The sequence below is a fragment of the Achromobacter sp. 18P8.1.1 genome, from assembly GCF_057799415.1.
On record NZ_JBYOKH010000016.1, the window covers coordinates 83,071 to 102,115 of the forward strand.

15 protein-coding genes and 2 riboswitches are annotated in these 19,045 nt (G+C 66.7%); of the genes, 3 read left to right on the forward strand and 12 right to left on the reverse strand.

From position 1 onward, the window contains the following. Positions 1-32: 32 nt before the first annotated feature. The 7 genes from gcvH to AC27VE_RS12840 form a co-directional block, all read right to left on the reverse strand. Positions 33-410 (reverse strand): glycine cleavage system protein GcvH, encoded by a 378-nt coding sequence (gene gcvH / locus AC27VE_RS12810; protein ID WP_006226196.1) that lies wholly within the window; start codon positions 408-410, stop codon positions 33-35. A gap of 99 nt (positions 411-509) precedes the next feature. Beyond that, the gene (gcvT, locus tag AC27VE_RS12815; protein ID WP_427957501.1) at positions 510-1,610 is read right to left on the reverse strand and encodes a glycine cleavage system aminomethyltransferase GcvT; all 1,101 of its coding nucleotides are present in this window, start codon (positions 1,608-1,610) and stop codon (positions 510-512) included. Between the two features lie 91 nt (positions 1,611-1,701). Further along, positions 1,702-1,826: riboswitch (glycine riboswitch) on the reverse strand. A gap of 34 nt (positions 1,827-1,860) precedes the next feature. Then, positions 1,861-1,957: riboswitch (glycine riboswitch) on the reverse strand. Positions 1,958-2,349: 392 nt separating this feature from the next. After that, entirely contained in the window at positions 2,350-3,243 is an 894-nt protein-coding gene (locus AC27VE_RS12820; RefSeq protein WP_488704041.1) for a ZIP family metal transporter, read from the reverse strand. Positions 3,244-3,274: 31 nt separating this feature from the next. Then, positions 3,275-3,889: a superoxide dismutase gene (locus tag AC27VE_RS12825; protein ID WP_006226193.1), complete on the reverse strand. Its 615-nt coding sequence runs from the start codon at positions 3,887-3,889 to the stop codon at positions 3,275-3,277. Positions 3,890-4,031: 142 nt separating this feature from the next. Beyond that, positions 4,032-5,234 (reverse strand): BaiN/RdsA family NAD(P)/FAD-dependent oxidoreductase, encoded by a 1,203-nt coding sequence (locus AC27VE_RS12830; RefSeq protein WP_488704042.1) that lies wholly within the window; start codon positions 5,232-5,234, stop codon positions 4,032-4,034. A 22-nt stretch (positions 5,235-5,256) separates the two neighbouring features. After that, entirely contained in the window at positions 5,257-7,518 is a 2,262-nt protein-coding gene (locus tag AC27VE_RS12835; RefSeq protein ID WP_006226191.1) for an arginine/lysine/ornithine decarboxylase, read from the reverse strand. A gap of 230 nt (positions 7,519-7,748) precedes the next feature. Further along, positions 7,749-8,201: a hypothetical protein gene (locus AC27VE_RS12840; RefSeq protein ID WP_315133729.1), complete on the reverse strand. Its 453-nt coding sequence runs from the start codon at positions 8,199-8,201 to the stop codon at positions 7,749-7,751. A gap of 113 nt (positions 8,202-8,314) precedes the next feature. Between AC27VE_RS12840 and AC27VE_RS12845 the strand changes: the two genes are divergently transcribed. Continuing rightward, positions 8,315-8,833 (forward strand): GNAT family N-acetyltransferase, encoded by a 519-nt coding sequence (locus AC27VE_RS12845; RefSeq protein WP_488704043.1) that lies wholly within the window; start codon positions 8,315-8,317, stop codon positions 8,831-8,833. Positions 8,834-8,842: 9 nt separating this feature from the next. On the opposite strand, the gene AC27VE_RS12850 is transcribed toward AC27VE_RS12845, so the two are convergent. After that, positions 8,843-10,081, reverse strand: coding sequence for a GGDEF domain-containing protein (locus AC27VE_RS12850; RefSeq protein WP_427957494.1), 1,239 nt, complete (start codon positions 10,079-10,081; stop codon positions 8,843-8,845). 172 nt (positions 10,082-10,253) lie between these two features. On the opposite strand from AC27VE_RS12850, the gene AC27VE_RS12855 reads away from it, so the two are divergent. Beyond that, positions 10,254-11,105 (forward strand): GNAT family N-acetyltransferase, encoded by an 852-nt coding sequence (locus AC27VE_RS12855; protein ID WP_488704044.1) that lies wholly within the window; start codon positions 10,254-10,256, stop codon positions 11,103-11,105. A gap of 4 nt (positions 11,106-11,109) precedes the next feature. Here the strand turns inward: AC27VE_RS12855 and dcd are convergent, their stop codons facing one another. From dcd to apbC, 4 genes are all read right to left on the reverse strand, one after another. After that, positions 11,110-11,673: a dCTP deaminase gene (gene dcd, locus AC27VE_RS12860; RefSeq protein ID WP_006226186.1), complete on the reverse strand. Its 564-nt coding sequence runs from the start codon at positions 11,671-11,673 to the stop codon at positions 11,110-11,112. Positions 11,674-11,781: 108 nt separating this feature from the next. Further along, positions 11,782-15,528, reverse strand: coding sequence for a translocation/assembly module TamB domain-containing protein (locus AC27VE_RS12865; RefSeq protein ID WP_488704045.1), 3,747 nt, complete (start codon positions 15,526-15,528; stop codon positions 11,782-11,784). Continuing rightward, positions 15,525-17,426: an autotransporter assembly complex protein TamA gene (locus AC27VE_RS12870; RefSeq protein ID WP_427957489.1), complete on the reverse strand. Its 1,902-nt coding sequence runs from the start codon at positions 17,424-17,426 to the stop codon at positions 15,525-15,527. Before AC27VE_RS12870 ends, AC27VE_RS12865 begins: the two co-directional genes overlap by 4 nt. Positions 17,427-17,429: 3 nt before the next feature. Next, positions 17,430-18,518 carry an iron-sulfur cluster carrier protein ApbC gene (gene apbC / locus AC27VE_RS12875; RefSeq protein ID WP_488704046.1) on the reverse strand — a complete coding sequence of 363 codons (1,089 nt, stop codon included), beginning with the start codon at positions 18,516-18,518 and terminating at the stop codon, positions 17,430-17,432. A gap of 101 nt (positions 18,519-18,619) precedes the next feature. Here apbC and AC27VE_RS12880 point away from each other — a divergent pair, with 101 nt between their 5' ends. Continuing rightward, positions 18,620-18,895, forward strand: a complete 276-nt coding sequence (locus AC27VE_RS12880) for a hypothetical protein (protein ID WP_006226181.1) — start codon at positions 18,620-18,622, stop codon at positions 18,893-18,895. Positions 18,896-19,045 lie beyond the last annotated feature (150 nt).

A 19,045-nucleotide genomic window follows, 5' to 3' on the forward strand; every position in this document is an offset into this window, starting at 1 on the left:
GGCACAGGGGCTGCGCCCGCCTGGGGCCAGCTTTAGCCGTTGGCGACGGCTTCGTAGCCGGCAGCGTCAAGCAGCTTGTCGGCATCGGCGGCGTTGACCGGCTTGATCTTGAAGATCCAGGCGGTGAAGGCCGATTCGTTGATCAGGTTGGGGTTGTTTTCCAGCTCATCGTTGAACGCGACGATTTCGCCGGCCACGGGTGCGTAGATGTCGGAGGCGGCCTTGACCGACTCGACCACGCCGGCGGTTTCGCCCGCGTTCAGCTTGGCGCCGACCTTCACGTCGCCAACGAAAACCAGATCGCCCAATTGATCCTGGGCGGTGTCGGTGATGCCGACGACGAACACGTCGCCTTCAGCTTTGACCCATTCGTGGGACTGGGTGTACTTGCGATCGGTGGGCAGACTCATGGGAACTCCTGAGGGAATGCGGGTAGATGAATGGTGTTGCGCGCCTCGCGCGGGCGACGCTTGCCCTGGCCGGGCCGGCGCTCGCGCGAAGCTTCGAGTTTACGAGTGTTCGACGGCTTTGCCGTTACGGACAAACGGCAGTTTGCAGACCAGGGCGGGCACCCATTTGCCGCGGATGTCGACCTCGACCGTGTCGCCCGGACGCACGCCTTGCGGCAGGCGGGCAAAGCCGACCGACACGCCCAGGGTGGGCGACATGGTGCCGCTGGTGAGTTCACCCGTGCCGGCCGGCGTACGCACGGCCATGTGGGCGCGCATGACGCCGCGCTCTTGCAGCTTCAGGCCAACGAAGGCGGCGGGGGTGGCGAACTGCTCCAGCGCGTCGCGGCCGATGAAACGGCGCTCAGCGTCTTTCAGGGAGACGGTCCAGGTCAGGCCGGCCTGGTCGGGGTGGGTCAGCTCGTCCATGTCCTGGCCGTACAGGTTCATGCCGGCCTCCAGGCGCAGCGTGTCGCGCGCGCCCAGGCCCGCCGGGCGCACGCCCTGGGCGACCAGATCGCGCCACAGCTGCACGACTTCGGTGGCGGGCAGGACGATTTCAAAGCCGTCTTCACCGGTGTAGCCGGTACGGGCGACGAGCGTGTCGTCGCCCACGATGGCGGCGACGAAGGGGGTCAGCGCTTCAGTTGCGGCCTGCCAGGCCGGGCGGGCAGCCCAGACCTTGGCGCGGGCGTTCGGGCCCTGCACGGCCACCATGGCCAGATCGCGGCGCGGGGTGATGGTGACGTCGAAATTGCCGGCCTGCTTCACGCGCTGCATCCAGGCCATGTCTTTGTCGGCCGTGCCGGCGTTGACCACCACGCGCCATTCGTCGGCGGCGAAAAAGTAGATGATCAGGTCGTCGATGACGCCGCCTTGCGGGTTCAGCATGCAGGAGTACAGCGCCTTGCCCGGCACCGTCAGCTTGGCCACGTCATTGGCGACCAGACGCTGCAGGAAGGCAAAGGCGTCCGGGCCGACGACGTCGGCGTTCAGCATGTGCGACACGTCGAACATGCCGGCGTCCTGACGCACCGCGTGGTGTTCTTCCAGCTGCGAGCCGTAGGCCAAGGGCATGTCCCATCCGCCGAAATCGACCATTCGGGCGCCGGAGGCGATATGTTCTTCGGCCAGCGGGGTGCGTTTGAGGGTTGCGGACATGCGCGGAAACTCCGGGACGGCAGGGCTCTGCCAGGGTTACGGAATGCCGGTCGCGGCAGGCGGACTACGCCCGCGCGGCTACGGCTGAATCTTCCGCCCCTCTGTCCTTTTGCCTGAGAGTTGCCCCGCGCATGGCGGGTTTGCACCTTCGGCGCCTGGGCTGCTCGTTGTGTCCCTTGTTCAGGGCCGGCGCCAGGTCTCTCCAGAGTACTGTTTTGCCGCATCCGCACGGTAAAAAACCGGGACAGGGCAAGCATGTGCGGTATCGGTTACCTGAGCGATTCTGGGCGAATTGCGCCTTCGGCGGCGGCCCGAAATGAAAGGCCGCTCTCTCCCGCAAACATGCGTGACAGCGGCGCCAAGCATACAACGAAAAGAAGCCCCCGGGAAAGGCCCCCACGCCGCGCATGCTACGCATGCTTGCTGCCCCCCAAGGGGGCTTTTTCCCCTTGGGGCGGCCCGGCGGGGAAAAGGCCCCCACGCCGCGCACGCTACGCATGCTTGCTGCCCCCCAAGGGGGCTTTTTCCCCTTGGGGCGGCCCGGCGAGGAAAAGGCCCCCACGCCGCGCACGCTACGCATGCTTGCTGCCCCCCAAGGGGGCTTTTTCCCCTTGGGGCGGCCCGGCGGGGAAAATGCCCCCACGCCGCGCGCGCTACGCATGCTTGCTGCCCCCCGAGGGGGCTTTTTCCCCTTGGGGCGGCCCGGCGGGGAAAACCCGTCTTCTGACGCCCAGCCGGGTCAGCCCAACGCGGTGTCCAGCAACATCATCAGCACGAAGCCGATCATCAGCCCGCAGGTGGCATATACCTCGTGGCCCTTGCGGTGCGACTCCGGGATGATCTCGTGGCTGATGACGAACAGCATGGCGCCGGCCGCAAAACCCAGGCCCCACGGCAGCATCGGCGCCGAGAATCCGACGATGGCGGCGCCGATCACCGCGCCCAGCGGTTCAACGAGCCCGGACAGCATGCCCAACGCCACGGCGAAGGAGCGCTTGTAGCCGGCGGCCAGCAGCGCCACCGCCACGACCAGCCCTTCCGGGATGTCCTGGATGGCAATGCCTGTAGCCAATGCGGTGCCCCGCACGGGGTCGCTGCCCGCATAGCCCACGCCGATGGCCAGGCCTTCGGGCAGGTTGTGCAAGGTGATGGCGAACACAAACAGCCAGGTGCGGCGCAGGCGGTGCGCCTCGATGCCCTCGCGGCCCTTGATGAAATGCTCATGCGGCAAGGTGCGGTCCATCACCAGCAGGACCGCCGCGCCCAGCAGGATGGCCGCGCCGACGGTCAGGCCTGCGCCCCACGGCCCCATGCCCTGGGTCTTGGCGGCCTCGATGCCGGGCGCCACCAGCGAAAAGGCGCTGGCGGCCAGCATCACCCCGGCGCCAAAGCCGAACATGCTGTCCTGCACCTTCTGCGGGATGGTGCGGGCAAAGAGGATGGGAAGCGTGCCCAGCGCGGTGGCGGCAGCCGCCACCAAGCCGCCCAGCAGCGCGTCGGCCACGTGCGGCGCGCGCACGTCCAGGTAGGCCCAGAGCTGATGCAGCGCCAGGCAGGACACCATGACGGCAAGCGTCCACACGCTGATGCTGGTGGCCGCGGGCCGCACGCGATGACGGCTGAAGGTGTTCATAGGGCCGCTCCCCTCCTTGAGAGAGATGCGCTCAGCCCTTCGCGGCCGCATAGCGGCGAGCCACTTCGGGCCAGTTCACGACATTGTAGAAGGCGCCGATATATTCGGGACGGCGGTTCTGATACTTCAGATAGTAGGCGTGTTCCCAGACGTCCAGACCCAGGATCGGGGTATTGCCCTGCATCAGCGGGCTGTCCTGGTTGGCGCTGCTTTCCACCACCAGCTTGCCGGCCGGCGTCACCGACAGCCAGGCCCAACCGCTGCCGAAGCGCGTCAGCGCCGCCTTGGTGAAGGCCTCGCGGAAGGCGGCCAAACCGCCCAGTTCGGATTCGATGGCGGCCGCCAGCGCGCCGTCGGGTTCGCCGCCGCCTTCGGGCGACATCACCGACCAGAACAGGCTGTGGTTGGCGTGGCCGCCGCCGTGGTTGCGTACGGCGCCACGGATGGCCTCGGGCAACTGGTCCAGGCGGGCCACCAGGGCTTCGACGGGTTCATCGGTGCTGATGCCGGCGCCGTCCAGGGCCGCGTTCAGACTGGTGACATAGGTTTGATGATGCTTGCTGTAGTGGATCTCCATCGTCATCGCGTCGATGTGAGGCTCCAGGGCGTCATAGGCGTACGGCAGGGTCGGAAGGGTGTAGGCCATGCATGTCTCCGGTGGACCCGCCTTCCCGATGGAAGGCGCAAGTCAATAGCGAAAACATAAATGATATGTATTTTTATTTGATATCACAATGGTATTGTTGCAATTCGTGCCATAGCGCCTGGCTATGCGCCGGGCACCCTGCCTACAGCGCCTTGCCGCAAGCCACGCCCGACGCCCAGGCCCACTGGAAGTTGTAGCCGCCCAGCCAGCCGGTGACGTCCACGGCTTCGCCGATGAAATACAGCCCCGGGGTGGTCTTGGCCTGCATGGACTTCTGGTCCAGCCCGCGCGTGTCCACACCGCCGCGCATCACTTCGGCCTTCTTGTAGCCGGCGGTGCCGCTGGGCACCAGCGACCATTGATGGATGTCCTGCGCCAGCGCCCGCAGCGTCTTGTCCGGCGCGTCGGCGAGACGCAACGCGGCCAGACCGGGTTTGCCGCCCTGCTCGGCCAGATGCAGCCAGCGGTCAGCCAGCCGTTTGGGCCAAAGCCCCGCCAGCACGGTATGCAACTGCTGCCGGTTGCCGGATTTGGCGGCCAGCAGTTCCTGGGCCAGATCGCGGCCCGGCGCCAGGTCGATCACGATGGGCTCACCGGGCTTCCAATAGCTGGAGATCTGCAGGATCGCCGGGCCCGACAGGCCCCGGTGGGTGAACAGCAGGTCTTCCAGGAATTCGCCCCGCGCCTTGCCCTGCCCCGTGTGCAGGCCGACTTCCAGCGCCACGCCCGACAGCTCAGACAACGCCTGCCATTGCGCGGGGTCGAAAGTCAGCGGCACCAGCGCCGGCCGGGGCTCGACGACTTTCAGGCCGAATTGCCGCGCGATCTTCAAGCCGAAGTCAGTGGCGCCCAGTTGCGGGATCGCCATGCCGCCGGTGGCCACGACCAGCTTGGCCGCGCGGATCACGCCCTGGGCGGTGCGCAGCTCAAAGCCCGCTTCACCGTGGCCGATCTCGGATACCGAACAGCCCATGCGCCATTGCACCTTGCCGGCGTCGCACTCGGCGCGCAGCATGTCGATGATGGATTCGCTGGAATCGTCGCAGAACAGCTGGCCGCGATGCTTCTCGTGCCAGGCGATATGGTGGCGCCTCATCAGCGCCAGAAAATCCTGCGGCGTGTAGGCCGACAACGCCGAACGACAGAAATGCGGGTTGTCGGACAGGAAATTGGCGGGTCCGGCCCCGATGTTGGTGAAATTGCAGCGGCCGCCGCCGGAAATGCGGATCTTCTCCGCCAGGCGTTCGGCATGGTCGACCAGCACCACGCGCAAGCCGCGCTGGCCGGCCACCGCTGCACACATCATGCCAGCGGCGCCGGCGCCGAGTACGGCTACATCAAACATCAGGACTCCAGACCCGCAGGCCTTACTCTTCGATCAGGCAATCAACGTAGTAGCGCTTTTCGCCATTCGGACCCACTTCGTCGGCCAGGCCGTGGATGTAGGTTTCGAAGCCGGGGAAGCGCTCATTGAACTCGCGCGCGAATTGCAGGTACTGCACGATCGTGCGGTTGAAGCGTTCGCCCGGGATCAGCAGCGGGATGCCCGGGGGATACGGCGTCAGCAGCACGCCGGTCACGCGGCCTTCCAGCTTGTCGATGTCGACGCGTTCGACCTCGCGGTGCGCCATGCGGGCAAAAGCGTCCGACGGCTTCAGCGCCGGCACCATGTCGCTCAGGTACATCTCGGTGGTCAAGCGGGCGACGTCGCGCGCGCGGTAGGCCTCGTGGATCTCTTGGCAGAGATCGCGCAGGCCCATGCGCTCGTAACGGCGATGGACCTTGCAGAAGTCCGGCAGGATGCGCCACAGCGGCTGGTTGCGGTCGTAGTCGTCCTTGAACTGCTGCAAGGCGGTCAGCAGCGTGTTCCAGCGGCCCTTGGTGATGCCGATGGTGAACAGGATGAAGAACGAATACAGGCCCGTCTTCTCGACCACCACGCCGTGCTCGGTCAGGTACTTGGAGACCAGGGCGGCGGGGATGCCCGTTTCGCCGAAGCTGCCGGACATGTCCAGCCCCGGGGTGATGACCGTGGCCTTGATCGGGTCCAGCATGTTGAAGCCTTCGGCCATTTCGCCGAAGCCGTGCCAATGGTCGTTGGCTTCCAGGATCCATTCGTCACGGTTGCCGATGCCTTCGGACACCAGGCGGTTCGGGCCCCAGACCTTGAACCACCAGTCGTTCTTGCCGAACTCGGACTCCACCTTGCGCATGGCGCGGCGGAAATCCAGCGCTTCGCGGATGCTTTCCTCGACCAGCGCGGTGCCTCCCGGCGGCTCCATCATGGCGGCCGCCACGTCGCACGACGCGATGATCGCGTACTGCGGGGACGTCGACGTGTGCATCAGGTACGCCTCGTTGAAGACGTTGCGGTCCAGCTTGCGGGTCTCGGACTCCTGCACGATGATTTGCGAGGCCTGCGAGATGCCGGCCAGCAGCTTGTGCGTGGAGTGCGTAGCGAAGACCATCGCGTCATGGCTGCGCGGACGGTCCTGGCCGATGGCGTGCATGTCCTTGTAGAACTCGTGGAACGAGGCGTGCGGCAGCCAGGCTTCGTCGAAGTGCAGCGTATCGACATAGCTGCCGAGCTGCTCCTTGATCATTTCCACGTTGTAGATGACGCCGTCGTACGTGCTTTGCGTCAGGGTCAGGATGCGCGGGTTCTTGTTCACCGCTTCGCGCGCGAAGGGGTTGGCTTCGATCTTCTTGCGGATATTGTCCGGGTGGAACTCTTCCAGCGGGATCGGGCCGATGATGCCCAGGTGGTTGCGCGTGGGGCGCAGGAACACCGGGATCGCGCCCGTCATCGTGATGGCGTGCAGAATCGACTTGTGGCAGTTGCGGTCCACTACCACCACGTCGCCCGCGGCGACGTTGGCATGCCACACGACCTTGTTCGAGGTCGAGGTGCCGTTGGTGACGAAGAAGCAATGGTCAGCATGGAAGATGCGCGCGGCGTTCAGCTCGGACTCGGCAACGGGGCCGGTGTGGTCCAGCAGCTGGCCCAGTTCGTCCACGGCGTTGCAGACGTCGGCGCGCAGCATGTTCTCGCCGAAGAACTGGTGGAACATGCGTCCGACCGGGCTCTTCAGGAACGCCACGCCGCCCGAGTGGCCGGGACAGTGCCAGGAGTACGAACCGTCCTGCGCGTACTTCACCAGTTCGCGGAAGAACGGCGGCGGCAGCGAATCCACGTAGCTGCGGGCCTCGCGGATGATGTGGCGCGCCACGAATTCGGGGGTGTCCTCGAACATGTGGATGAAGCCGTGCAGTTCGCGCAGGATGTCGTTCGGAATGTGTTCCGACGTGCGCGTCTCGCCATACAGATAGATGGGGATATCGGCGTTGCGGAAGCGCAGTTCGCCGATGAACATGCGCAGGTTCTTGATCGCGCTGGCCACGTCCTCGGGCGAATCCACGTCGAACTCTTCATCGTCGATCGACAGGATGAAGGCGCTGGCGCGGCTTTGCTGTTGCGCAAACGAACTCAGGTCGCCATAACTGGTCACCCCGATCACCTCGACGCCCTCGGCCTCGATCGCTTCAGATAAGGCACGGATACCCAAACCGGACGCGTTCTCGGAACGGTAGTCCTCGTCGATGATGAAGATGGGGAAGCGGAATTTCATGCAGGCGCTCCTGGGGCAAGGCGGGATCGGACGCTTATCGCGGCGCGAGTGTACTTCTAGTAAAAATCCGCCTGATGACAGACGGCGCGACCACCCACCGGGGAGGCGGGAATGGCGGAATTGTAGGGCTGTTTTTCTTACAGTCCTAAGGGAAATCCCCAGAAGGCCTGCACGGCCGTTGTCATCGCGCCAAAAGCGGGCGCTTTCAGCGCGGCGACAACGGCGCCGGGCTAGCGGATCGTGTGGGCTTCGCCCTTTTGCAAGGCGGCCGTGAAGAGCTCGAAGTAGGCGGGGATAGCCTCGGCGGCGCCGTAGCGGATGCGCCGTTCGACCTTGGCAATGGCGCCAAAACAGACTTCGGAGCCGGGGTCGCCGCAGACCAGCACGACGGGGTCTTCGTCGTCGCAGACCTCGTAGAGGCCGCCGTGGGCGCGGCGCCCGATCTCGTACAGGTAGGCGGCGGCGCCGACGGTCTGCATGGGGGTAAGAGGCAAGGTCCCGACGTGGGCGGCCTCCAGCGCGTCATCTAGCGCATGGACACTGGACAGGGAATAGTCCAACACTGCGCCAGTGGAACTGGCGGCTTGTACAAAGTCTTGCGCAGCATCCGCCACACGGGCGACGAATTCTTCCTGCACTTCGTCGCGCTTGGCGTCCTGGTTTATCTTGAGGAAACCGAACATCATTGGCTCCTTTGTGAAAACCGCAAGCGGCAATGGTCCCATTATAGGCAAGCGGCCCGCCTATACTGCCCAAACGCCCCCAACCGTTCCGTATTCCCAACACTTCGCCAGCCATGCCCTCACCGCTTGTCAGACGTCTGACCGCCCCGGATGCCCCGTCCCTGCGTCAATTGCGCCTGGACGCCCTGGTGGAAACCCCCGAATCGTTCGGATCGAGTTACGAAGAGGAACACACGCTGACACTGGAAGACATCCGGGGGTGGATCACGCCGCTGGATGACGGCGCGATGTTCGGCGTATTCACGGACGACGCGCTTGCCGGCATGGTGGGCGTGGGCCGCCAGCGCAAACTGAAGATGCGCCACAAGGCGCATATCTGGAGCATGTACGTCGCCCCTGCGCAGCGCGGGCGCGGCCTGGGGCGGCTACTGATGCATGCGGCGATCGCGCACGCCCAGACCATGCGCGGCATCCGGCAGGTGCAGTTGAGCGTGACCGCCAACAACACCGCCGCGGCGACGCTGTACGCCAGCCTGGGCTTCGCTGAATACGGCAGGGAACGCGAGGCGCTGTGCGTGAACGGCAACCTCTACGACGAAACCCTGATGGCGCTGGCGCTGACCGGCAAGTAGGCCAGCGGCTCAGGCACTCGCCCTGCGGCGGACGCCGTACGCGCACACCTGGTTGCGGCCGCCGTCCTTGGCCTTGTACAGCGCCTGATCCGCCGCCTTGATCACCGCGTCCGGCGCCCGCAAGGCGTCGCCGCGCTCGGCCACGCCGATGCTGACCGTCACCCGCAACGGACGCGAACCGCGTCCGCCTCGACCGCCCCGCCGGCGCTGGCCGACCTGGTCCGCCTTGGGGCGGGCCGGCTTGTCGCGCAGGCGCATCTGATAGGCCTCGATGGCGCGCCGGACGGTTTCCAGGTGGGGCATGCTTTCCGCCGCCGTCTTGCCCGGGAACACCAACGTGAACTCTTCGCCGCCGTACCGGTAAGCCTGGCCGCCGCCGGGCACGCGCCGCAATTGCGACGCCACCATGCGCAGCACCTGGTCACCCACGTCGTGCCCGTGCGTATCGTTGAAGATCTTGAAGTGGTCCACGTCGGCCATCGCAAGCGTGTAGACGCGGCCCATGCGCTGCAGGCGTTCGTTCAACGCGCGGCGGCCCGGCAAACCGGTCAGCTCGTCGCGAAACGCCATATGGAAGCCTTCGTGCGCCAGCGAAATCGAAAGCGCCGTGAGCGCTGCCGCCGACATGAGGGCCAGTTCGATGGGATGCTGCGCGCCGCGCGGCAAGGCCCACGCCATGCAGACAAAGCCCAGCCATTGCCCCGCCTGCTGTGGACGCCCGTAGCGCAGCAACAGCAAAGTCAGCGTCAGGCCCGTCAAGAGCAGCCCCACCAGCGCCTCGACCGGCACGCCCAGGCGCGCCAGCTTGCCCTGCACCGCCAACGTCCCGAAGACATCGGCCAGGCCATCCTTGCCGACCAGCGCGATCGCCGCCACGCCTACAGCCATCAGCCCGATGCGCGCCACCATGTCCAGCAGCATGCTTGACCGCTCCGACCACAGCGCATTGATCGTATAGGCCATCGACCACCAGGCCAGCACCGGCCCCAGCGCCCACGGCGCCTCGCGGGCCAGCGTCGGCCAGACGGCGGTGGCGGCCAGCACGCACAGCATCAGCGCCATGGTTTGCGAACGCTGGTACATCAGGCAGATCGCCGCGCCGATCAGCGCCATCACCCACGGCACGAAGGGCACGATCAGCGTCAGCGCCGGCGGCCATTCGCGCCACAGCATCAGCCCGACCGCGGCGGCCACTGGCAGCGCGGGATAGAACAACAGGGGCAGCCAGGGGATATGGGGGTAACGCACGGGTCGGGGCCTTGCTCAGCTTGCAGAGATGACGTCGCCAAATCGGCAAACACATATAACCTTTTTACGGCCACGCCAGCGGTTTTCTTTAGCGCGCGGCGCGCACACTGCCGGCCGCACGCCGCGTCGGACCCGTGATATGGTTTCCAGGCCCATTCAAAGGAAAAGCCCTATGCACATCCTGGTCAATATCGATGTCCCCGATCTTGAACACGCCATCGACTTCTATCGGCGTGCCTTCGGATTGAGCCTGCATCGACGACTGGGACCGAAAGCAGCGGAAATGCTGGGCGCCAATGCACCCATCTATCTGTTGGAGAAGGCGGCTGGAAGCCCCGCGGCCAGCGCGGCGCGCCAGACTCGCGACTACGCGCGGCACTGGACGCCCGTGCATCTGGACGTGGTGGTCGATGACGTGGACCGCGCCGTCGATCAGGCCGTTGCGGCCGGCGCCCGCCTGGAAGATCCGGCTGCCTCGCACGCCTGGGGCCGCATCGCGCACCTGAGCGACCCTTACGGCCACGGCATTTGCATCCTGCAATTCCTGGGCCGCGGCTATGACGAACTGTCAGACGGTAACGTCCAGTACCGGCCGGTGTCGGCAGTGGATTTCGACGCGCTGGCCACCCTGCGTATCGACGCCATGCGCGACAGCCTTGAGCGCTTGGGCCGCTTCGACCCGGAACGGGCGCGCAGCCGGCTGCGCGATACCTTCCAGCCGGAACACACGTGGGCGATCCAGCACAACGGGCAATGGGTGGGGTTCTACGCCCTGCGTCCGGAAGGCGCGGGCTTGCGGCTGGACCACCTGTATGTGGTGCCCGCCGCGCAGGGGCAAGGCCTGGGCAGCCAGGTGATGCGCAAGATCCTGCAAGATGCCGACAGCCGCGGGCTGCCGGTCGCCGTGGGCGCGTTGCGCGGCAGCGATTCCAACCGCTTCTATCGCCGTCATGGATTTGTCCAGACGGCGGAAAGCGAATGGGATATCGACTACCTGCGCCCCGTGCCGGGGCAGGACGACTGACGGATCAGGTACGCGGCAGCGTGACGCCGCGCTGGCCCTGATACTTGCCGCCGCGGTCGGCGTACGAGGTCTCGCACACTTCGTCGCTTTCCAGGAACAGCATCTGCGCGCAGCCTTCGCCGGCGTAGATCTTGGCCGGCAGGGGCGTGGTGTTCGAGAATTCCAGCGTGACGTGGCCCTCCCATTCGGGTTCCAGCGGCGTCACGTTGACGATGATGCCGCAGCGCGCGTAGGTGCTCTTGCCCAGGCAGATCGTCAGGACGCTGCGCGGGATGCGGAAGTATTCGACCGTGCGGGCCAGGGCGAACGAGTTGGGCGGGATGATGCAGACGTCGCCCTTGAAGTCCACGAAAGAGCCTTCGTCGAAGTTCTTCGGATCGACGATGGTGGAATTGATGTTGGTGAATATCTTGAATTCGTCGGCGCAGCGCACGTCGTAGCCGTAGCTGCTGGTGCCGTAACTGACGATGCGCCCGCCATTGGCCGTGCGGACCTGACCCGCTTCAAAGGGTTCGATCATGCCGGCTTCGGCCTGGCGGCGGATCCAGCGGTCGCTTTTGATGCTCATGGTGGGATTGGTGCTAAGGGTAAGGAATGGGCCTCATTTTATCCCGAGCGCGCCCGAGCTGCCTGCGGGCGGGGCGGGACGCCTTGATCCCGCCCCGCCAACCGACGTTCAGTTGCCCCAGAAGGTCCGATAGACCAGCGCGATGCCGTTGACCGAACCGCCCTTCAAGTCAACGGACAGGCCGCGCGCCAGCCGGTAACTGGCCCGGCCGACCGTGTCGCTGCCCGCCAGCGCCTGCTCGACGCTGAGCGTGATGCCGTTGGCGAACGACTTGCTGGCCACCAGGAACTGGGTCGCCAGCTGGCTGTCGCTGTCCCGGTTGACATCGCCGGCCACCGTGCGGTCCGGCAAGATGCTGCCGGAACTTCCGATATTCCCGGTGCGCACGCTGACGTCGTCCAGGCCGAATTGCTTGTAGAACGGCTGCCCGCCCCCCAGCAGCGCCGTACCGACCGACACCAGCAAGGCCGCGTCGCTGCCGCTTTCATCCGGACCCCGGCCCAACAGCAGCCAGGAGAGCTTTTCCACGTCGCTGACGTCGGGATAGGACACGAGGTCGATCCGGGGACGTTGCGCCGTGCCGACGACCTTCACGCCCGCCTCGACCTGTTCGCCGGTGCGCAGGGCCTCGATGTCCAGCAGAGGATTGTCCAGCCGGCCCTGGAAGGTCAGCGTGCCCCGGCTTAGCCGCAGCTTCTGGCCGTAGGCCTCGATGCCGCCGCCTCGCGTACGCAACTGTCCCACGCCGGACAGCCGGCCGTCGTTCAGCAGGATCTGGATGGAACCCAGCAAGCCCGCGTCCAGGCCCATCCCGGTAATGTAGAAGCGCGGCCCCATGTCGAACTTCAGGTTCATGCTGGTCTGCAACGGCGTCGATACCGCAGTCGGGTCCTGCCCGGCCCGGATCACTTTCACGTCGTCGTCCAGGGAAGGCACGCCTTGCAGGATCTCCAGGCTGAACCAGCCTGCGTCCGCCTTCAGGTCGCCCACGATCTCGATCCGGGGCATGGCCGCCTTCAGGTCGATGACGCCGGACACCATGGCGTAGCGATCCGAGCGCTGCAGCGCCGGGAACCGGTACAGGGTCAGCTTGATGTCACCGCCGCCGTCCATGATGTTCCACTGGCCGCGGGCCTCGGCATAACCGCCCTTGGCCTCGGGGTTGGTCGTGATCCATTCCTTGGTACGCCATTCCGCCGGCATGACTCGCAGCGATGCCGGGAAACGCAGGCTGTCCAGCACCAGCCGGTCGCCATCCAGGCGTGCCGACAAAGTGCCGTCGATCAGGCGCACGCCGTCGTCGATGCGCACTACGCGCAGCTTCTCGCCACGGATCGTCCCGGTGGCGGACCACTTGCCGGCCAGGGTGCCCTGGGCTTCCAGGTTGGCCTTGACCGCGCCGCCGACTTCCATCGAATCGCCGACGAACAGGCCGATCCAGGCCAGATCGGCAATATCGGCGTCCAGCTTGGCGCGCAGGGGCTGGCGCTCGTCCAGCGCCATGCCGCCCTTGGCGTCGACGATCAGTACGGCCGAACCGGTGCCGTTGATCGTGCCCATCTTGGCGGTCGCCAGGTTGATCTTGGCATCCAGCCGACTGGCGTTCGCGGAGGTGGGGGTGGCGGTCACGTCCAACACCAGCGCCTTCACGCCCAGCGGAATGGGCGGGTCGCCCGGAATCAGCAGATCGCCATCGCGGCGCGCGATGCGGGCCTTGCCGCCCAGCCGTCCGTCGAATTTCAGGTCCCACAACAGGTCCAGGGCAATGCGGCGCTGGCCTTCGGGAATCATCGCGTTCACGCGGCTGGGCCCTTTGCCCAGCTTGGAAGCCGCCTCGGGGTCGACGGCGCCGATCACCTGGCGGGCCATGGCGGCCGTGATGACCAGGTTGTCGGCCTGGCCAGCGGTTTCCCAGCGCTTGCCGCCGCCGCGCGAGCCCTGATGCGCCAGGGTCAGGCGTTCCTTGCCGGGCAGCGTCAGGCTCAAGGCGGTCTGTCCGACCTGCCATTGCCACTGCGGCGCCACGGCGGACGGCAGATAGGCCAACGTGACCGGCCGGTCCGTCGTCACGGTAAAGCCGGCCGTATCGGCCGTCAGCTTGGAAAACGCGCCGCGCCATCCCAGCAATGCGGCATCCGGCTGGCCCGCGGCGCCCTTGCCCCAGGCGCCGGTGAATACGATATTGGCCTTGGCGGGCGCTTGCCCCAGCACGCCGGGACGCGGCTTGGCAGGCGTGTAGCCGGCCGTGACCTCGCCGCGATGCGCCGCCACGGTGCCCGCGAACTTGCCCTTCAATTCCGCGCCGCCCGGAATGCCCGGCCAGAACGCATCCAATTGGGGCGCCTGGGCGTCCAGCGTCAGCGCACCGTCCTTGGCGTCCAGTTCACCCTTGGCCTGAACCCGGTTGCGGCCCAGCTTCAGGTCCACGTCCAGTCCGTGGATGCGCAGCCCGGCCAGCGGATCCAAAGATGGATCGGCGGGCGTTGCCGCGGTGCCCGGCGTCGCGGCGTCCGGCGCGGCAATGTCCACCTGCGCCTTCAGCGCCCCCGTCAAGGGCTGCTTGTTCCAGCGCGTGCCGTCTTCGAATCGCAGATCGACGGCCGCATGCCGCAACTGGCTCAGGTTCTCGATATCGGCTTGCACGTCGCCGCGCACGGTCAGCACGGCGGGCGGGATGGCCTCGCCCAGCCACGGCGCCAGATCCAGGCGCTGGGCGCTGACGGTGCCCACGATACGGTCCCGGCCCGCGCCTTGCGCGGTGTCGGACTGCAAATCGAATTGCGCGGAAAGCGTTGATTTATCGGGCAATTGCGCATTCGCGCGGGCGCTGCGCAACACCAGCGCCGTGCGCGGCGCCAGATCGGCCACCACGTCCAGCAACAGCCCGGATCCCGAGCCGTCCAGCTTGGCCTGGATGCCCTCCATCGACCCCGCGGCGTCCGCGCGCAACACCACCTGGCAGGCGGGCGCCGGCGGGCCGGCCAGTTCAGCGGGCTTTGCGTCGGCCGCGGCATCAGGCGCCGGCTTGGCCTTGGGGTCGGCTTTGGCCTTGGGGTCGGCTTTGGCCTTGGGGTCGGCTTTAGGCTTGGAATCAATCTTGGCCTTAGGGTCGGGCTTGGCTGCGGCGCCGGCCTTGACCGGACGCGTGTCGAACACGCCGCTCAGCTTGTCCGCCTGGCACAGCGGGGAATCCGGACCCGAGCCGCGTGCGGTCACGTCCAGCCGCGCGGCGAATGGCCAGGGGTCGGCCATGCCCTGCAATTCGGCCTGGCCCGACACGTCCGCCTGCCCCACCGCATGGCCCACGCGCAGGCTGGCGATGCGCAACTGCGCGCCCTGCTTGCCCGCCGCGAAGGTGGCGTTCAGGTCGCCCAGCGTCACGGGCAACGGCTGGCCATCCTGATCCAGCTGGAAATCGCCCAGGGCCACGCGGTCCACGGCGATGTCCACCGGCAGTGACGGCAGCGTGAACGGGGCGCCGTCGTCTTCCTTGGGCGCCGCGTCGGGCGACGAGGTCAAGGCCACGCGCACCGACTTCGCCGATACGTCGCGCACATGCAGCAGGCGGTCGCCCAAGGCGCGCCAATGCACATCCAGGTGCAAGTCGCTGATGTCGATCCGAGTGCCGCCCATGTCCAGGTCCAGCTTGCCCACCGACACGCCGCGCAAGAGCGAACCGTTCACGTCCAGCGCCTGCCCGTTCAATTGCTGGGCAGCCGTGGTCAGCAGCAGCCGTGTGCCGTTCTGCGAGCCCACCAGCCAAAACAGGAATCCGCTGGCCAGCAAGGCCAGCATCGCCAGGCCCGGCAACCACCACACCAGGATTTGGCGCAGGATTTTGCGCAACACCGTCAAAACGCAATCCCCAACGAAAAGTGCAGGCGCAGGTCGCGTTCACGCTGCCCGTAGGCCAGGTCCAGGAACAACGGGCCGGCCGGCGTGCGCACCCGGGCGCCCACGCCATAGCCCACCGCCATCGACATGTCGCCGAACGATTCGGCCGCGTCGCCGGCGTCCACGAACACGCCCATGCCCCAGCGTTCATTGAAATAGTGGTCGTATTCGACGCTGCCGACCACCAGGGTGGGCGCGCCCACGACGGCGTTGTCGCGCTGCAAGCCGATGCTCTGGTACTTGTAGCCGCGAATAGACCGCGCGCCGCCCGTGCGGAAGCCGAAATCGTCCGGCACCTGCACCTTGCTGCTGGACCAGACGCGGCCGACTTCGCCGCGCACCGTCAGCACGTCGAGCTTGCCGATCGGCCACCATTTCTGGGCCCGCACCCGGGCGCGCGTGTAGGGCTCGCCGGTATCCAGCGTGACGCCGACACCGCCACCCACCGCGATCAGGTTGCCTTCGCGCGGGTCGTACTTGTTGTCCACATCGCGGCGCAGCCACTCGGCCGTCGCAGTCAGCGTCGGCAAGGTGTATTCGTCGCCGCCGTCGATCTTCACGTGATCCTGCGCCAGCAGCAGGCCCCAACGGGTTTCGTATTCCACGCGGCTGTCGCCCGCGCCCTTGCGTTCCTGCAGGCGCGTGGCGCCCAACGCGTAGCGCGTCACGTCCAGGCCCTGGATATCGGAGTGGTCCGCCAGGACGCCGAAGGAATCCTTGTAGCCGCGCTCGGTAGGCGGCAGCAGGAAGTCGGCATAGGCGCGTTGGCGCAGCCGGTCCACGCTGAAGCCCGTCTCCATGGTGAGCGGCTGGCCGAACACCACGTTCTGCCGGTACAGCGACTCCACCCGCAGGCCGGCCTCATCGTCCACGCCCAGCGAGGCCGTGAAACGCTTGGGCGGCGCTTCGACCACCCGCACCTGCACGGGCAGCGTCACTTCGCCATCGGAGTCATAGGCGGCCGGCGGCGGCGGCACGGCGCCCGACACGGACGGGTCACCCGCCGGCGTAGCCGCGGCCAGATCGGTCGACCCCGGCGCGCGGGCCCGGTCCGATTTCGCCTCTTGAGCCTGTTGCTGCTGCTGCGTGGCGCCCGGCTGCTCCAGCGAGACGAATGCGCCCCGGAAGAACGCGGTGGACTGCAAGTCCTGCTGCCAGGTGTCCAACCGGTTCTGATCGTAGGCCGAGCCCACGGAATAGCGCACGTAGCGCTGCACCAGTTTGTCCGGCACCCGTTTCAGGCCTTCGGTATTCAGCTCGCCCATGCGGACCTGGGGTCCGCTGTCGATGGTGACGCGCAGCACGGCCGATGCCGTGTCCGCCTCGATATCGGCCTGCGACGCCGTCATGCGCGCCAACATGAAGTCGCGCGTGGAGACTTGGTCCAACAGGCTCGATTTGGCCCTGTTCCAGTCGCTGTTGATGAACGGCTGCCCCGCCTTCAACTGCCAGTCGTCGCGCAGCTTCTGCACCCGCTGCGCATATTCGGGGCGGGTGATGCGGCCCGTGAATTTCAGGTCCACTTCCGACACGGTCGTGCGCTTGCCGGACACGATGCCGATATCCCAGGTTTCCCCGCCGATATCGGTGCCGGCTTCAAGCGTCACCGTGGGCGAGAAATAGCCCTGGGTCGCCAGGGCAGCCAGCGTCGCGTCGCGCGCGCGCCGGCGCAAGCGGTTGATTTCACCGCCGTCCTGGTCTTCGGCCAAGCGCGCAATCGCGTCCACCGCCTCGGTGATCGCCTGCAGCGCGGCCGGCGGCACGCCGCCAGGGTCCACGATGATCTCCGGGCGTTTGGCCAGCGCCTCGCCCGATACTACGCAAAGTCCAGCCAAGAAGGCTCGGGCTGCCCACCGCATGCGTCAGGTCGGCTGCTGCACGACGATGGACGGAAATTTTCCGGCCATGTCGCGCGGTAACGCCGCCACGCCCGCTGCCAGCTTCCGTGCAATGCCCCGATACAGCGAAGCGGCTTCGCTGCCGGCGTCCGACACCACGGTCGGCGTGCCGGCATCCGTCTGTTCCCGGATTGCCAGCGTGAGCGGCAGGCTGCCCAGCCAGGGCGTCTGGTATTGCTCGGCCATGCGCTGGCCGCCGCCTTCGCCGAAGATGTGTTCGGCGTGCCCGCATTGCGAGCAGATATGGATGGCCATGTTCTCGACGACGCCCAGGATCGGCACTTCCACCTTCTGGAACATGCGCAAACCCTTGCGCGCGTCCAGCAGCGCCACGTCTTGCGGCGTGGTGACGATGACGGCACCCACCACCGGCACTTTCTGCGCCAGGGTCAGCGCCACGTCGCCCGTGCCCGGAGGCATGTCGACGATCAGGTAGTCCAGGTCGCGCCAGTTGGTCTGGCGCAGCAATTGCTCCAGCGCCTGCGTCACCATGGGGCCGCGCCAGATGGCGGGCGAATCGGCGTCGATCAGGAATCCGATGGAATTGGCTTGCAGGCCGTGGCCCGTCAGCGGTTCCATGCTCTTGTTGTCCAGGCTCTCGGGACGGCCGGAAATGCCCAGCATGGTCGGCACGCTGGGGCCGTAGATATCGGCGTCCAGCAGGCCGACCTTGGCGCCTTCGGCGGTCAGGGCCAGGGCCAGGTTCACGGCGGTGGTGCTTTTGCCCACGCCGCCCTTGCCCGAGGCCACTGCAATAATGTTGCGCACGTTCGGCAGGGGCTTCAGGCCCTTCTGCACCGCGTGGGCGGCAACCTTCCAAGTAACCGTGACTTGCGCGTCCGGCGAGCCGGCTGCTGCCAGGGCCGCCACGGCAATATCGCGGATCTGGTCGCGGACGCCGTCGGCCGGATAACCCAGTTCCAACGTCAGGGCGACACGCGGCCCCGTTAATTGAATGTCACGATCTTTTACAGAAACGCCTAGGTCCAATCCGGTGTTCGGGTCGTGCGCGGCGCGCAAAGCGGCGCGGATGTGTTCTATCGTTATACTCATGTCACTATGGTTCCGTAGGCAGCGCGGCTTCTGCGGGCCGCCATCCCCTAAAGGATAGCGGATACACGGGAACCTTTCGCTGCGTTTTGCATCCGACCTTCATGACCAACACACTTATCCGCTTCTTCCGTGCCGTCCTATTCGCCGCCCTGGCCTTGATCGGCATGGCGATGGCGCTGGTCTTCATGCTGTCCACGGCGATCGCCGTGGCGATCCTGTACGTGGTCGCCAAGGTGCGCGGCAAACCTTTCGGCGTACGCGCCTATTGGAGCCAGCGCCAAGGCGCCCGCCCGGGTCCGTTCCAGTCCGCCACCGCCCCCTTCGCCACGCAACCGCGCGGCGATGTGATCGACGTCGAAGCCCGCGAAATCCGCTAACGGCGGCTTTCCCGAAAGCGCTTGCGCCGCCCTGCGGCGCACGCCGGCCGATGCTTTTGGCAGGCCACCCCGGCGCCTTCGCGTGGGTCGCCCGCATGCGGCGTCTGGCCGCCTCCCTCAACCCGCCTCGTTCGCTGCATTGCGATAGGC

What these genes read in the sequence shown, in the direction of transcription:
- gcvH (WP_006226196.1), bottom strand. Translation starts at nt 410, where the DNA reads ATGAGTCTGCCCACCGATCGCAAGTACACCCAGTCCCACGAATGGGTC.
- gcvT (WP_427957501.1), bottom strand. Translation starts at nt 1,610, where the DNA reads ATGTCCGCAACCCTCAAACGCACCCCGCTGGCCGAAGAACATATCGCC.
- AC27VE_RS12820 (WP_488704041.1), bottom strand. Translation starts at nt 3,243, where the DNA reads ATGAACACCTTCAGCCGTCATCGCGTGCGGCCCGCGGCCACCAGCATC.
- AC27VE_RS12825 (WP_006226193.1), bottom strand. Translation starts at nt 3,889, where the DNA reads ATGGCCTACACCCTTCCGACCCTGCCGTACGCCTATGACGCCCTGGAG.
- AC27VE_RS12830 (WP_488704042.1), bottom strand. Translation starts at nt 5,234, where the DNA reads ATGTTTGATGTAGCCGTACTCGGCGCCGGCGCCGCTGGCATGATGTGT.
- AC27VE_RS12835 (WP_006226191.1), bottom strand. Translation starts at nt 7,518, where the DNA reads ATGAAATTCCGCTTCCCCATCTTCATCATCGACGAGGACTACCGTTCC.
- AC27VE_RS12840 (WP_315133729.1), bottom strand. Translation starts at nt 8,201, where the DNA reads ATGTTCGGTTTCCTCAAGATAAACCAGGACGCCAAGCGCGACGAAGTG.
- AC27VE_RS12845 (WP_488704043.1), top strand. Translation starts at nt 8,315, where the DNA reads ATGCCCTCACCGCTTGTCAGACGTCTGACCGCCCCGGATGCCCCGTCC.
- AC27VE_RS12855 (WP_488704044.1), top strand. Translation starts at nt 10,254, where the DNA reads ATGCACATCCTGGTCAATATCGATGTCCCCGATCTTGAACACGCCATC.
- dcd (WP_006226186.1), bottom strand. Translation starts at nt 11,673, where the DNA reads ATGAGCATCAAAAGCGACCGCTGGATCCGCCGCCAGGCCGAAGCCGGC.
- AC27VE_RS12870 (WP_427957489.1), bottom strand. Translation starts at nt 17,426, where the DNA reads ATGCGGTGGGCAGCCCGAGCCTTCTTGGCTGGACTTTGCGTAGTATCG.
- apbC (WP_488704046.1), bottom strand. Translation starts at nt 18,518, where the DNA reads ATGAGTATAACGATAGAACACATCCGCGCCGCTTTGCGCGCCGCGCAC.
- AC27VE_RS12880 (WP_006226181.1), top strand. Translation starts at nt 18,620, where the DNA reads ATGACCAACACACTTATCCGCTTCTTCCGTGCCGTCCTATTCGCCGCC.